This window comes from Staphylococcus sp. SB1-57 (assembly GCF_017086425.1).
GTDB classification, from domain to species: Bacteria; Bacillota; Bacilli; order Staphylococcales; family Staphylococcaceae; genus Staphylococcus; species Staphylococcus warneri_A.
The window spans coordinates 1,096,119-1,110,478 of record NZ_CP070964.1 but is presented as its reverse complement, the minus strand read 5'-3'; the positions used below and the strand labels follow the sequence as shown (position 1 = coordinate 1,110,478).

Sequence of the window (14,360 nt, the reverse complement as noted above, 5' to 3'; positions counted from 1 at the left end):
AATTTAAAAGACGTATATCATAGCTTTCTCAATAAGCATTTGATATACGTCTTTTAATTCTATTAAATATCTACGACCGTTTAGCTCTATATTTCAAAAAGTAATTAATTAATGGTGCGATTAAAAACAAAATAAAGAAGATTCTAAATATATGATAACTCGATATCATAGCCACATCTGCACCTGTTTCAATCGCAACTAATACTATTTGACTCATACCACCTGGTGCTGCGCCTAAAAACAACTCGTTGATTGAATCATGTGTAAATAAATGTAAGATACAAACCATTACGAAAGCACTTAATATAAGCATTATATTTTGAAACGCAATCGCTACGGCTATTCTACCTTTCAAGTCTGAAAGCAAACGAGCAATCTGTAACCCTATTCGAATCATATACACTACTTGTGCTGATGCTAGTAACCAATTATCTAATGCAAATGTTATATCAGTCGTAATATTCCAAATGATTAAGACTATAATTGGTGCCAATAATTGTTTTGTTGGAAAATTGATCTTAGCCATTATCCAATAAACTACAATGATTGCTAACACAAGAAATATAAATTGCCAAATGTTTAAAATATCTGTTAACGGTTTCGCTTTAACTATTGGTTCTCCGCTACTATGATCATTTTGAAAGAAATATGAAATTAAAGGTACTAAAATAACAACGAAAATAATTCTTGATGTTTGTGTTAAACTAACAACTAAAATATTCGCCTTTTTATCTTCCTCTGCCATGACTAACATTTGGCTTAAAGCACCCGGAATGACACTTAGTACAGCTGTTTCGGTATTTACATCTGCAATCTTCTTAAATAATAATGCGATTAATAGTGCTAATACGAGCAAAAGAACTGATACAAGAATAATTGTTAACCAACTTGCTTGAATATCTTTTATGACAGTTCTAGTGAATGTTGATCCTATTTGAACACCTAAACAAATCAACCCAATTTGACTGATCCAAAACGGCCATTTAATGTTTAATTTAAATATTTTTATACATATTATAGCCGCTATAATGGGCCCGAACATAAAAGGTAATAATATATGTGATACCTTTAATAGCAAACTTATAAAAATGGATAATGCTAATATAATTAGGTTATTTCTATATATTATTTTCATACGCACACTACCTTTTATAAATGTGTGAAATGATGTGAAATTTACTTATATAAATTAAGAGCCTGGGTATAATGAGATATCCCAGGCTAAAATATCATTAATTTAATTTTTATTTTACAATACGACTTAATGAATTATCAAATGCTTGAATTGTTTTTTCAATATCTTCTTGAGTATGCGCCGTTGATAAGAAAGTGCCTTCAAATTGAGATGGTGGTAAGAATACGCCTTCTTTTGCCATTTCTCTATACATCTCACTAAATAATTTCAAGTCACTTTTATTGGCTTGTTCAAAGTTTGTGACTGGCCCTTCATTTAAGAAATAACCAATCATTGAGCCAGCTCTATTAACAGTGATAGGAACTTGATGCTTAGCAAAGACTTCTTTTAATCCTTTTTCAAGTAAATCTCCAAGTTCATTAAAATAATCATATGATTCAGGTGTCAATTGACTAAGTGTTTCATATCCACTTGTCATTGCTAATGGATTACCTGATAAAGTACCTGCTTGATAAATATTGCCTACTGGTGCAATATGGTCCATAATCTCTTTTTTACCGCCAAACGCTCCAACAGGTAAACCACCACCTATTACTTTGCCTAAACATGTTAAATCTGGTGTGACACCAAAATAACCTTGGGCACAGTTATAACCAACTCTAAAGCCAGTCATAACTTCATCAAAAATCAATAAAGAACCGTATTCATTAGTAATGTCTCTTAATCCTTGTAAAAAACCTTCCACAGGTGGCACTACACCCATATTACCAGCAACTGGTTCAACAATAACTCCAGCGATATCATCACCATATTTTTCAAAAGCCAAACGTAATGAATCTAAATCATTATATGGCACAGTTATTGTATTTTTAGCAATGCCTTCAGGTACACCAGGTGAATCAGGTAAACCTAATGTTGCCACACCTGAGCCAGCTTTAATTAATAATGAATCGCTATGTCCGTGGTAACAGCCTTCAAATTTAACAATTTTATTGCGTCCAGTATAACCACGCGCTAATCTTAATGTATCTAATGTAGCTTCTGTGCCTGAAGATACCATTCTAACTTTTTCAATTGAAGGTACTCTATCAATTACTAATTGTGCTAGTTTATTTTCTTGTAATGTAGAGGCACCAAAACTAGTGCCATTATCCACTGCCTTATGAAGATTTTCGATAACTTGTTTATTTTTATGCCCTAAAATAAGCGGCCCCCAACTTAACACATAATCAATATATTCATTACCGTCAATATCATATATTTTTGAACCTTCTGCATGATCCATAAAAATTGCAGGTGTGTCCACTGATTTAAAAGCACGTACTGGACTATTTACACCGCCAGGCATTAAATCTTCAGCAATTTCCATTGCTTTAATTGATTTTTCATATCCCATAAATGTTGCCTCCTCTTTATTATCCTCTTTGTTATTTATCTAAATAATGACAAATATCTTTAGCAAAATAAGTAATAATCATATCTGCACCGGCACGTTTCATTGAAACCATTTGTTCCATCACAATCTTTTCTTCATCAATCCAACCATTTAATGCAGCAGCTTTTGTCATACTATATTCACCACTAACATTGTATGCAACAACAGGAACATTAGTATGATTTTTAACATCTCTAACGATATCTAAATAACTTAAAGCAGGTTTAACAATCATCATGTCACAACCTTCTTTTAAGTCACTTTCAAGTTCTCTCAATGCCTCTAAACGGTTGGCAGGATCCATTTGATATGTTTTACGATCGCCGAAAGAAGGCGCTGAATCAGCAGCGTCTCTGAATGGCCCAAAGAAACTTGATGCATATTTAATACCATAACTCGTGATTGGTACATTTTGATAGCCGGCATCATCAAGTCCTTGTCTAATTTCAGTAACAAATCCATCCATCATATTACTTGGTGCAATGATATCTGCACCTGCTTCTACTTGAGAAATTGCTGTTTTGACTAGTAATGGTAATGATTTATCGTTATCTACATCATGTGTGTGGTCGTTAATCACACCACAGTGACCATGATCAGTATATTCACATAGACATGTGTCAGCAACAATCAATAAGTCACTATACATTTTTTTAGCAATGCGTGTTGCTTCTTGCACTACTCCATTATGATCATATGCACCAGAACCAACATCATCTTTATCGTTTGGTACACCAAAGAACATAATTGCTCTAATACCTAAGTCATACGCTTCTTTAATTTCATTGTGTAATAAATTTAAACTGATTTGATATACACCAGGTAATGATTTGATTTCAGTTTTAACATCATCTTTTTCAACTACAAAAATTGGGTAAATTAAATCTTCTTTTCTTACATGTGTTTCGCGAACCATGTCTCTCATTGTTTGAGAAGAACGAAGTCTTCTATGTCTATCAAATTTCATTTTAGTCCCTACTTTCTACTACTTTGTCTATCAATGACTCTAACGTTTGTTTATTTGCAACAATAGCTGGTTGATTATATGAATGTAGTGTATTTGCTGTTTGCTTGCCTATTGCAAAATAGTAATCAAACTTAGGTATTGGGTCTTCATTAAAATAATAACGTACTGAAGATGAACTTGAAAATGTTAATGCATCAATTTTGCTATTAAAAATTAATGATTTAACTTCATCTATATGTTTGTAATGTGGTACTGGCTCGTACAAATCAATTTTAACAACATTATTATTACGAGCTAATGTATCTCTCAATAGAGGCCGTGCTTGTTTACTAGAAGGTATTAATATTCTTTGATTATATTTTTGAAATTGATTAATCAACCCTTCTTGTGAGTAATCTTGTGGAATTAAATCTACAGGAATTTTTAATGCGCGACAATATTGAGCCGTTTTTTCACCAACAACTGCAATTTTTTTGAAATTAACAACATGCATATAAGGTGAAAAGAACTTAACCGCGTTTTTAGACGAAAAAATAAGCCAGTCATAGTTATCTTTTAACAAACGCGAATCAAATTCAAGTGGTTTTATATCTATAAATGGTTTGTGAATAATCGTAACCAAATCACTTTGAATTTCACTTGTTTGCGTCATAACTACAACTGGTTTCATTTTAAATAGTCACCTCGAAGATTATTGTTCTTCATTTAATTTTCTAATAATTTCATATGCGCCTTGTTCTTTTAGAACACGGCTTACTTCTTTACCTAATGCTGTTGGAGATTCGCCAATAGCTGTATGTTCATATCGTTCTGTTCCATCAGGTGTCATAATTAGTCCAGTAAATTCGATTTGCTGTTGACTATTAATTGTTGCATATCCACCAATTGGTACTTGGCAACTTCCATCCATTTCGGCTAAAAATGTTCTTTCTGCTGTAACGCATTTTTCAACATCTTTATTATGAACCTCTTTTAATAGTTCTAATAATTCTTCATCATCACTTCTGCATTCAATACCAAGTGCACCTTGACCGATAGCTGGTAGTAAAATATCTTTATCTAAATAGGTTGTTACGATATCATCAGACCAACCCATTCGTCTTAAACCAGCTGCTGCTAGGATAATAGCATCGTAGTCTTCTGTTTCAAGTTTTTGCAATCTTGTATCAATGTTACCTCGTATCCATTTGATTTCTAGATGAGGATACTTAGATAAAATTTGAGCGCCTCTTCTTAGTGAGCTTGTTCCAATAATGCTACCTTCAGGTAATTCTCTTAAAGGTGTATGATTTTTGGAGATATAAGCATCAAAAGGGACCTCTCTATCAGGTATACAGCCTAATGTTAATCCTTCAGGAATCACACTAGGTACATCTTTTAATGAATGAATAGCCATATCAATTTGTTTTTCAAACAATTCATTTTGAATTTCTTTAACAAATAAACCTTTACCACCAACCTTAGATAATTGCTTATCTACAATACGATCACCTTTAGTAACTATTTCCTTAATTTCAATATCCAAGTCAGGACGTACCTGTTTCAATTTATCAATAAATTGCTGACTCTGAGTTAAAGCTAGTTTACTTCTTCTTGATCCTACTACTAACTTGCGCATGTTTTGCTGCCTCCTAGAAAAACACTCGTTCTCTTTTCCAACCTATCAATAAACACTACAAGCTAATTTACGAAAAATGTGTAGTGAAAAATAAGTTGAACATACATAAACAGAATAAAATAATATTAAAACATATAAGATTCTTTTGATTGATAATCTTTTTCACTCTAAATATTAAATAAATACCATACAATAGTGTAATAACTGAAGAAAAAATAACTTTTGGATCAATAAATATTTGTTGACCTACTGAAAATACACCCCATTGTGCTCCCAGGATAATACTAAATATAAGTATAATCCATCCTGCCAAAGTGGTGAAAAAGACAATGGACTCTAATGTAGCTACACTGCCTATTCTAAAATACTTCTGATCAAAATTCTTTTCTTTCAAATTACGATATTGAATGATATAAAGTAAACAATTTACGAAAGCTAAAGCAAAGAATGCATAGCTCAAAATTGCCAAACCAATATGGACAAGTAACAATTCGTTTATAACTGCCACTTGTTGTACTTGACTATGATACCGATCCGGCTGAAATGTATTCATTGCCATTAATACAAAACCAATTAAATTTAAAAAGAACACAGAAAAATTTAATGCTTTTATCACATTCAAAATGAGTGATAAAGAGATTATAATCCACGTAAGTGAGAAAAATACATCAAACAGTGATCCTAATGGAGCATGTTTTGTTTGTATAATAAAAACAGATAAAGAGATTGTTTGTAATACCCAAACAATCCCCAATGTATATATGCCAAATACTCTAATCTTATGACTTTTGCGTACAAAATCTAGAAAATAGCAAACAATGCTAATTAAATATATGATTAATATTATTTCATGAAATCGAATAAACAGGTTTTCTTGCATATCATCACCATATTAATATGCTTATTCAAAACTAAAAATTCGACGTGCTGAAATTTCTTTAGCCTTATTTTCTTTATGTTGTCTCGCCTGTTCATAAGGGTTATCAGCTTCTATGTCAAAAATGCTTTGAAAGAGCTCTAATTTTTCGTTACTTTTCTTATCACTACTTAATTCTTTAGCCTGCTTAATAGGGTCTTTTAACATTTGATTAATAATGCTTTTAGTATGCTTAGAGATAATCTTTCTTTCTCTCTCTGATAAATCTGGTAATTTTCTATCAATACTATCCATTGTTTCAGATTGAATGTTCATTGCTTTTTCACGTAAAGCTCTAATAACTGGTACAACACCTAACATATTAACCCAATCATTATGACTAGCTATTTCGCTAGGTATTTGATCAGCTATTGTCTGTGCTGCTAATTGACGTTCTCTTAAGTTCGCATCAACCAGTCCTTTTAAGTCATCAACATCGTAATTAAATATATTATTGATGGCATCAATACCAGGTTCGATATCTCTTGGAACTGCAATATCAACTAATAATAAAGCGTCTAATTTACGTTGATTAGCTATTGAATCAATTAAATCATTAGTAATGATATATGACTCTGAACTTGTAGAACTAATTACAATATCTGTTTGTTCTAATAAAGCTGGTAATGCATCTAGTGAATCGAATTTAACTTGATGTTTTTCAGCTAATACTTTTGCTTTACTTAACGTTCTGTTAACAATAGTTATATTTGTAATACCTGACCCTAACAGATTTAAGAGTGATAATTCACTCATTTCCCCTGCACCAATAATGACAGCTTGTTTATATTTTAGTTTTCCGAATACCTTTTTAGCTAATTCAACGGCAGCATATGAAACACTAACTGCATTATCTGCAATATCTGTTTCACTATGTGCTCTTTTAGCAAAAGTAATTGCCTGCTTGAATAAATGATTAAAGATAGTACCAGTTGTACCCGTTTCTTGTGCTAAGAAAAATGCGTCACGCATTTGTCCTAGTATTTGTGTTTCACCAAGTACTATGGAATCTAAGCCAGAAGTGACACGCAATAGATGTTCTACAGCTTCGTCCCCCACTTTAACTTCTGACATCTCTTTAATGTCATCTACTTCAAATCCAAATTTACGTGCTAAAAATCTTTGAACGTAATAACGTCCAGTATGAATTTGATCAACAACGGCGTATACTTCGGTACGATTACATGTAGATAAAATGACGTTTTCTAAGATGGCTTTGGTTTCATATAAATCTTCATGGGCTAATCGTAAGGCATCATCTCTAAAAGCAACTTGCTCTCTTAGTGCTACATTAGCAGTTCGATGATTTATGCTTATTGCAATAAAATGCATTTATAACGCCCTCCATATACTTACAATAACCTTAGTATAACACATTTGTATTGATTATTAAGTTCATTGCTCAAATAAATTAGAAAGATTCTAATCTGACTTCATTTTTTTGTCAAAATTGTTAAATTTGTATTTAAATATGCAGATTTAATCTAAATATCAAAAAAATAATTAAGAATAATTAAAATGATTATAAATAAGACTCTATCATATCCCATATTTGTTGTTGCTTGTTATTTTTTATAGAAGAATAGCTAACTATAGTATCTCCTTCTTCTAAATCTAATTTATTTTTGATGTTATTTAAATGCTTTTGAACTTTACCTTTAGGTATTTTATCTTCTTTAGTACAAATAATTAAAGTTGGAATATCAAAATGTTTTAAATAATTATACATGAGCACATCATCTTCAGTTGGATTATGTCTCAAATCAACGAGTTGAATGACTAGTTGTAATTTTTGACGTGTTGTTAAATACTCTTCAATCATTTTACCAAACTTTTCTCGTTGAACCTTACTTACTTTAGCATAGCCGTAACCTGGCACATCAACAAATACTAGCTGATCATCTATATTAAAGAAATTCAGCGTCTGTGTTTTACCAGGTTGTTGTGATGTACGAGCCATATTTTTTCGACCTATCATACTATTGATAAATGATGATTTACCTACGTTTGAACGGCCACTTAATGCCACCTCAGGTACATCTGTTTCTGGATATTGTGCTTCTTGTACAGCACTTATAATTAAATCTATATTATTAGGATTAATTTTCATTGGTGATCCTCACTTTTCTTATTTCTCACATTAACACTTTACCATTACTCTTATCATTATGTCATCCTAGTTTTAGGAAATACATACATTGAAGGAAAAGTACTGCATAAAAAAAGAGCCACAATGATATGTGGCCCTAAATCATAAAATATTAAATTATGCAGATGTTTTACTATCGTTGATTAAGTTTCCTTCTGAATCGTATAATTCAGGTTCAACTTCATCATTAATTGTTTGTCCAGTAATAACAACCTTATTGACATCTTCTGATGAAGGTACGTCATACATAATATCGATTAATGCTTCTTCAATAATAGAACGAAGTCCTCTAGCACCAGTCTTACGTGCAATTGCTTTTTCACTAATAGCAGATAATGCTTCTTCACTAAATACTAATTCGACGTTATCTAGTTCTAACATTTTAGTATATTGTTTAACTAGCGCATTTTTAGGTTGCGTTAGAATATTTTTAAGTGCATCAACATCTAAAGTTTCTAAATTAGCTACAATTGGTACACGACCAATGAATTCAGGAATTAAACCGTAAGATTGTAAATCTTCTGGTCTAATTTGTTCTAATAAGGCTTCTTCATCATATTTATCAGCTTCATTACTAGCGAAACCAATCACTTTTTCACCTAAACGACGTTTAATAACTTCATCAATTCCGTCAAAAGCACCACCAAGGATGAATAAAATATTTGTTGTATCAATTTGTATCAATTCTTGGTTAGGATGTTTACGTCCACCTTGAGGTGGTACGCTCGCAGTAGTACCTTCTAAAATTTTAAGTAATGCTTGTTGCACACCTTCACCTGAAACATCGCGTGTAATAGATGTATTTTCAGATTTTCTTGCAATCTTATCAATTTCATCTACGTAAATAATACCTTTTTCAGCTTTATCAATATCAAAATCTGCCGCTTGAATTAAACGTAATAAGATATTTTCTACATCATCACCAACATAGCCAGCTTCTGTTAAACTTGTAGCATCTGCAATTGCAAATGGTACGTTTAAAGTTTTAGCTAATGTTTGTGCTAATAATGTTTTACCACTACCTGTTGGTCCGATTAATGCAATATTACTTTTTTGTAATTCTACATCATCTTCATTAGGACCTAGTTGTTGAATACGTTTATAATGATTATAAACAGCTACAGATAAAGCTTTTTTAGCTTTTTCTTGACCGATTACATATTCATTCAAATGATCCATAATTTCTTTAGGAGTTGGTAATTCTGTTAATTCCTCTGAAGAATTTTGTGCTAACTCTTCTTCAACGATTTCTGAGCATAATTCAATACACTCATTACAGATATATACGCCACTTCCTGCAACTAATTTCTTAACTTGGTCTTGATCTTTACCACAGAAAGAGCATTTTAAATTTTCTTCATCTTCATTGAATTTGAACATTCTTTTTTACACCCCTATTCCATAAAGACTATACTAGATAGCATTCTATAATGCAACATAATCACATTTCAATTGATTTGCTTGAAAATAGGAAGGAGTGGGACTGAATTCAAACTATAACAGATTGAACTCATGGCCCCACCCCACAAGATAATATATCTTATTTATCCTACCTATCAATATTACTAAAACAATACAATGTTAAATTGTTTATCGCTTTAATAGAACAGTAATAATTAGTCTTCTTTGCTACCTTCTACTAATTTAGCATTGTCTTTTAATAAATCGATAACTTTTTGGATGCGAACATCATTTTTAACGATATCAGTATTACCTAATGTATTTTTGATATCTTCAACTGAAATGTTGAATTGTTCACTCATTTTTTCTAGTTCTTTATCAATATCTTCGTCAGAAACTTCGATATTTTCAGCATCAGCAATTGCAGTTAATGTTAAGTTTGTTTTAACACGTTGTTCTGCATCGTCTTTCATTTGCTCTCTTAATTGAGACTCATCTTGTCCAGAAATTTGGAAATATGTTTGTAAATCTAATCCTTGTTGTTGAATTCTTTGACCAAATTCTTGAACCATACGATCTAATTCAGTATCGATCATTGCTTGAGGAATGTCGATTGTAGCATTGTCTGTTGCTTTTTTAATTGCTTCTTCTTTTTCAGTATTTTCAGCTTCAGTCGCTTTTTGTTCAGCAAGACGTTTGCGTAAGTTTTCTTTGTATTCATCAACTGAATTAGCTTCTGCATCTAACTCATTAGCAATTTCATCATTTAATTCTGGAACATCTTTATATTTGATTTCATTTACTTTTGTTTTGAAAGCAGCTTCTTTTCCAGCTAATTCTTCAGCATGATACTCTTCTGGGAATGTAACAACAACGTCTTTTTCTTCTCCAGTTTTCATGCCTTCTAATTGTTCTTCGAAACCTGGGATGAATGAACCTGAACCAACTTCTAAGTCGTAACCTTCAGCCTGTCCACCTTCGAATTCTTCACCATCAACTGAACCACTGAAGTCAATGTTAACTGTGTCGCCATTTTCAACAGCGCCATCTTCTTTAACCACCATTTCAGCCATGTGGCCTAAACTATGGTTGATTGATTCTTCTAGTTCGTCATCTGTTAGTTCAGAATCTTGTTTTTCAATTTCTAAACCTTTGTAATCACCTAATTGTACTTCTGGTTCAACAGTTACAGTAGCTTCAAAAATGAAGTCTTTACCTTTTTCAATTTGAGTTACATTAACTTCAGGTTGAGCAACTGGATTAATACCAGTTTCATCAATAGCTTCACCGTAAGCTTCTGGTAATAAAATGTCTACTGCATCTTGATATAATGCTTCAACGCCAAAACGTTGTTCAAAAATTGGACGAGGCACTTTACCTTTACGGAATCCAGGTACATTAATTTGTTTTACTACTTTTTTAAATGCTTGATCTAATGCTTTATCTACTTTTTCTGATGGAACAGTAACAGTTAATAATCCTTCGTTACCTTCCTTTTTTTCCCAAGTTGCTGTCATGTATAAATACCTCCATGAATAACTATTTTATTTTTTCAACTTCCCTATTATAGCATAGGTCAATTGTGTACACAAACATTGAAATTGCAACGTTTGCGAAATGATTTATTACTTAATTCAATTAAAATTTACGTTAAACGATTTAAGAATTATTTGCAAGAAATTGAGTTTATCATTGTTTATCTAATTGATATATATATGATAAAACATCTTGATTAACAACATTATCATCTATACCTAACATAGATTTAAAATAAACATCATATGCAACAATCCAATCTTCTATTGGAAATAAAGATTCAATATTAAGAGGATATAACAATATAGAATGATTATTCATAATATGGCTCGCTTCGTCAACAATATGTATGGCACCATCCTCAAGATTCTCGATCACTTTTGGTAAGATAATTGATTTTAAAGTCGTGTGTTCAAGACCACTTAACTCTTTAGGGATGATATTAACTGTTGTTCCATATTTGGTAACGGTTACGATACTTTCAGATTGTGCGAACCTTAGGTATTCTATCATTAAACTTACAATATTATTTTCGAAAGTAGAATGACTTAACAAATAATGGATTGTTTCTTTAAAATCATAATGACCATTATCGATGAGTTGAAGTAGAACGTGTGTTTGTTCTCTTGCATTTAATTGATGAAATTGAGCTAATGATTGAGTTAATTGTTCATGATTTGAATCTAGCTTAGATTGTGCATATGCTTTAAGTGGAAATAATTTCATTCTAGTCTTATGGTCCCGTACTTCATCAATAATTTGATTAATCACTTCAACTGATTCATAGTACTGTTCTAAACCATTCAAACTCTTAATATAATAAATCATTAACTCATCATACTTATTTAAACCCTGTTTAAGTAAAATGATAGCTTCTTCTCTTAATTCCAAAAATGCCCTCATTTGATAAAGCATATCGCACTTTTTAATTGCAAGTGCTTCATCTAATTCAAATTGGCTTTCATATTGTTCAAATAATTCATACATTCTATCCAAGTCTTGTGTTAATTCCGCTTTTCTAATATCTTCTTTTAACTTTTTCTCAGATAATGGGAATGGGATGATATCTGACATTCAATTTGCACCTCAATTATTATAAATCTTGAAGAATTAATGCACTCCATGTCTCAAAGTCATCGTATGATTCTATTTTCCCTTTTTCAATCCATTTGATTCTTAACGTATCTGTTTCTTTAGATTCTACATCATTTGAACTGACTGTTATTTTAAATACTACACCCATATGAACCTTGCCTACTTCATTATTGTCATCATTGATAAAGCCTAAGTATTCCATATTTTGAGAATCTTCTGCAGATAAACCTACTTCTTCTTCTAATTCTCTTTGCGCATTCACTCTTAGCACTTCATTAATTGAATCTGCCCCTACAACGTCGTTCATATGACCACCGACGCCAATTGAGGATTGGCCATGTAGTCTTTCTTCTCCGCCGCCTGAAAGACGCTCATACACAAGTATTTCACCACTTTGATTTTCTAATAAACAATATGAAATAAGTTGCTTAAATTCTGGATCCTCTTCCATATCACCTCTACGCTTCACGTCATACTGACTTAATGCATTGAAAATATTACTACCTTTTTCATCATTTTTTGATAAAAATCCATTAAATGCATTCTTTTCATTATCGAAAAGTGTTGCTCTTGGCACAACTATAATTTGCTCATCAAATTTAGACATACTAAACTCCTTTATGTTTTCTTTTATAATATTATTCTATCAAACTTATTTTCAATTCGCGATCGTTATCAATATTCTCTATTAATATCAATGCTTAGACAATTCCATTTTAAAATTTAAAGAAATATAAATAAAAGCTGGGACATCCTAAAATGTCTCAGCTTTTATGAGTTTAGTTTATTTTAAAGCGTCTTTAGCTTTTGATACTAATTCACCGAATGCTTTATCGTCTGAAATAGCAATTTCAGATAACATTTTACGGTTGATATCGATGTCAGCTTTTTTCAATCCGTTCATTAAACGTGAATAACTAATATCGTGTTTACGTGCTGCAGCATTAATACGTGTAATCCATAATTTACGGAAATCACGTTTACGTTGACGACGGTCACGGAATGCGTATTGACCTGATTTCATTACTTGTTGTTTTGCTACTTTATATAATGTATGTTTTGAACCGAAGTAACCTTTAGCTAATTTAATCGTTTTTTTACGACGTGCTCTTGTTACTGTTCCACCTTTTACTCGTGGCATATTAAATTCCTCCTTAGATTCTATCTACGTAATTATTCTATATTCGTTAGTTGTATTATTTTTTATAAGATAATAATTGTTTTACACGTTTCATATCACTTTTAGAAACTAATCTACTTTTACGTAATTGACGTTTTTGTTTAGTGTTTTTGTTTGCGAATAAGTGAGATGTGAAAGCTCTTGAACGTTTTAATTGACCTGAACCAGTTCTTTTAACACGTTTCGCTGCTCCACGATGAGTTTTCATTTTAGGCATGATTCATTTCCTCCTAGAAATTATTATTAATTATTTTTCATTAATTGGTGATAACATAAGGAACATTTGACGGCCTTCCATTTTAGGCTTCTGTTCGATTGTTGCAATGTCTTTGCATTCTTCAGCAAATTTTTCTAATTGGCGTTGACCAATTTCTTTGTGAGTAATTGCACGACCTCTGAAACGAATTGAAACTTTACATTTATCGCCTTTAGAAAGGAATTTACGTCCATTTTTCAATTTTGTTTGGAAATCATGTTCCTCAATTGTTGGGCTTAAACGAATTTCTTTAACGTTAATTGTTTTTTGTTTCTTCTTCATTTCTTTTTCTTTTTTCTGTTGTTCGAATTTGAATTTACCGTAATCCATAATTCTTGCAACAGGTGGTTTAGCATTTGGTGCTACGATTACTAAATCTAAATCAACACGTTCAGCCATTTCTAATGCTTCTTGTTTTGATTTAACACCAATTTGTTCACCATCTTGACCTACTAAACGAAGTTCTTTTGCACGAATTTTCTCATTAATTTGAGTCTGATCTTTTGCTATGGTTGACACCTCCCAGAATTTTACGAAATTGTCCCAAGCAAAAAGAAGAGCGAGTATCACTACCCGCTCTTCTTCACACATTAATTGTGTAACATGATTAACCTGCCAACTGCTTATTGCGTCGCTACAGGTGAGAAGCGGGAGCTTCTACTTGGTTCGTTT

15 protein-coding genes and 1 other annotated feature are annotated in these 14,360 nt (G+C 31.8%); all 15 genes read right to left on the bottom strand.

The genetic code is table 11. The annotated features are described in order from the left end of the window. Positions 1 to 70: 70 nt before the first annotated feature. Entirely contained in the window at positions 71 to 1,135 is a 1,065-nt protein-coding gene (locus tag JX000_RS05500) for an AbrB family transcriptional regulator (RefSeq protein WP_206140977.1), read from the bottom strand. 109 nt (positions 1,136 to 1,244) lie between these two features. Continuing rightward, complete coding sequence (gene hemL / locus JX000_RS05495) at positions 1,245 to 2,531, bottom strand: glutamate-1-semialdehyde 2,1-aminomutase (protein WP_002451781.1); 1,287 nt, start codon at positions 2,529 to 2,531, stop codon at positions 1,245 to 1,247. 31 nt (positions 2,532 to 2,562) lie between these two features. Continuing rightward, complete coding sequence (hemB, locus tag JX000_RS05490) at positions 2,563 to 3,537, bottom strand: porphobilinogen synthase (RefSeq protein ID WP_206140976.1); 975 nt, start codon at positions 3,535 to 3,537, stop codon at positions 2,563 to 2,565. Position 3,538: 1 nt separating this feature from the next. Beyond that, positions 3,539 to 4,207 (bottom strand): uroporphyrinogen-III synthase, encoded by a 669-nt coding sequence (locus JX000_RS05485; RefSeq protein ID WP_206140975.1) that lies wholly within the window; start codon positions 4,205 to 4,207, stop codon positions 3,539 to 3,541. A gap of 21 nt (positions 4,208 to 4,228) precedes the next feature. Next, the gene (gene hemC, locus JX000_RS05480) at positions 4,229 to 5,155 is read right to left on the bottom strand and encodes a hydroxymethylbilane synthase (protein WP_124227822.1); all 927 of its coding nucleotides are present in this window, start codon (positions 5,153 to 5,155) and stop codon (positions 4,229 to 4,231) included. A gap of 67 nt (positions 5,156 to 5,222) precedes the next feature. After that, positions 5,223 to 6,035: a cytochrome C assembly family protein gene (locus JX000_RS05475; RefSeq protein ID WP_206140974.1), complete on the bottom strand. Its 813-nt coding sequence runs from the start codon at positions 6,033 to 6,035 to the stop codon at positions 5,223 to 5,225. A 21-nt stretch (positions 6,036 to 6,056) separates the two neighbouring features. Next, complete coding sequence (gene hemA / locus JX000_RS05470) at positions 6,057 to 7,403, bottom strand: glutamyl-tRNA reductase (RefSeq protein WP_002451776.1); 1,347 nt, start codon at positions 7,401 to 7,403, stop codon at positions 6,057 to 6,059. 190 nt (positions 7,404 to 7,593) lie between these two features. Further along, positions 7,594 to 8,181: a ribosome biogenesis GTP-binding protein YihA/YsxC gene (gene yihA, locus JX000_RS05465; protein WP_002451775.1), complete on the bottom strand. Its 588-nt coding sequence runs from the start codon at positions 8,179 to 8,181 to the stop codon at positions 7,594 to 7,596. A gap of 156 nt (positions 8,182 to 8,337) precedes the next feature. Further along, positions 8,338 to 9,600 (bottom strand): ATP-dependent Clp protease ATP-binding subunit ClpX, encoded by a 1,263-nt coding sequence (gene clpX / locus JX000_RS05460; RefSeq protein ID WP_124227825.1) that lies wholly within the window; start codon positions 9,598 to 9,600, stop codon positions 8,338 to 8,340. Positions 9,601 to 9,836: 236 nt separating this feature from the next. Beyond that, positions 9,837 to 11,138: a trigger factor gene (gene tig, locus JX000_RS05455; protein WP_124227826.1), complete on the bottom strand. Its 1,302-nt coding sequence runs from the start codon at positions 11,136 to 11,138 to the stop codon at positions 9,837 to 9,839. A 172-nt stretch (positions 11,139 to 11,310) separates the two neighbouring features. Continuing rightward, on the bottom strand, positions 11,311 to 12,231 hold the full coding sequence (locus JX000_RS05450; RefSeq protein ID WP_206140973.1) for a hypothetical protein: 921 nt from the start codon (positions 12,229 to 12,231) through the stop codon (positions 11,311 to 11,313). Positions 12,232 to 12,250: 19 nt separating this feature from the next. Further along, positions 12,251 to 12,859 carry an NUDIX domain-containing protein gene (locus JX000_RS05445; RefSeq protein ID WP_002451771.1) on the bottom strand — a complete coding sequence of 203 codons (609 nt, stop codon included), beginning with the start codon at positions 12,857 to 12,859 and terminating at the stop codon, positions 12,251 to 12,253. 177 nt (positions 12,860 to 13,036) lie between these two features. Then, positions 13,037 to 13,393, bottom strand: coding sequence for a 50S ribosomal protein L20 (rplT, locus tag JX000_RS05440; protein WP_002451770.1), 357 nt, complete (start codon positions 13,391 to 13,393; stop codon positions 13,037 to 13,039). A gap of 55 nt (positions 13,394 to 13,448) precedes the next feature. Beyond that, a complete protein-coding gene (rpmI, locus tag JX000_RS05435; protein WP_002451769.1) occupies positions 13,449 to 13,649 on the bottom strand; it encodes a 50S ribosomal protein L35 in 201 nt (66 codons plus the stop codon). A gap of 30 nt (positions 13,650 to 13,679) precedes the next feature. Beyond that, positions 13,680 to 14,207 (bottom strand): translation initiation factor IF-3, encoded by a 528-nt coding sequence (infC, locus tag JX000_RS05430; protein WP_002451768.1) that lies wholly within the window; start codon positions 14,205 to 14,207, stop codon positions 13,680 to 13,682. A 26-nt stretch (positions 14,208 to 14,233) separates the two neighbouring features. Beyond that, positions 14,234 to 14,357: a sequence feature (ribosomal protein L20 leader region), on the bottom strand. Between the last annotated feature and the right edge of the window lie 3 nt (positions 14,358 to 14,360).

Coding starts and splice junctions, on each gene's coding strand:
- JX000_RS05445 (WP_002451771.1), bottom strand. CDS start 12,859: ATGTCTAAATTTGATGAGCAAATTATAGTTGTGCCAAGAGCAACACTT.
- JX000_RS05485 (WP_206140975.1), bottom strand. CDS start 4,207: ATGAAACCAGTTGTAGTTATGACGCAAACAAGTGAAATTCAAAGTGAT.
- rpmI (WP_002451769.1), bottom strand. CDS start 13,649: ATGCCTAAAATGAAAACTCATCGTGGAGCAGCGAAACGTGTTAAAAGA.
- hemB (WP_206140976.1), bottom strand. CDS start 3,537: ATGAAATTTGATAGACATAGAAGACTTCGTTCTTCTCAAACAATGAGA.
- clpX (WP_124227825.1), bottom strand. CDS start 9,600: ATGTTCAAATTCAATGAAGATGAAGAAAATTTAAAATGCTCTTTCTGT.
- tig (WP_124227826.1), bottom strand. CDS start 11,138: ATGACAGCAACTTGGGAAAAAAAGGAAGGTAACGAAGGATTATTAACT.
- yihA (WP_002451775.1), bottom strand. CDS start 8,181: ATGAAAATTAATCCTAATAATATAGATTTAATTATAAGTGCTGTACAA.
- rplT (WP_002451770.1), bottom strand. CDS start 13,393: ATGCCACGAGTAAAAGGTGGAACAGTAACAAGAGCACGTCGTAAAAAA.
- hemC (WP_124227822.1), bottom strand. CDS start 5,155: ATGCGCAAGTTAGTAGTAGGATCAAGAAGAAGTAAACTAGCTTTAACT.
- JX000_RS05475 (WP_206140974.1), bottom strand. CDS start 6,035: ATGCAAGAAAACCTGTTTATTCGATTTCATGAAATAATATTAATCATA.
- hemA (WP_002451776.1), bottom strand. CDS start 7,403: ATGCATTTTATTGCAATAAGCATAAATCATCGAACTGCTAATGTAGCA.
- JX000_RS05450 (WP_206140973.1), bottom strand. CDS start 12,231: ATGTCAGATATCATCCCATTCCCATTATCTGAGAAAAAGTTAAAAGAA.
- JX000_RS05500 (WP_206140977.1), bottom strand. CDS start 1,135: ATGAAAATAATATATAGAAATAACCTAATTATATTAGCATTATCCATT.
- hemL (WP_002451781.1), bottom strand. CDS start 2,531: ATGGGATATGAAAAATCAATTAAAGCAATGGAAATTGCTGAAGATTTA.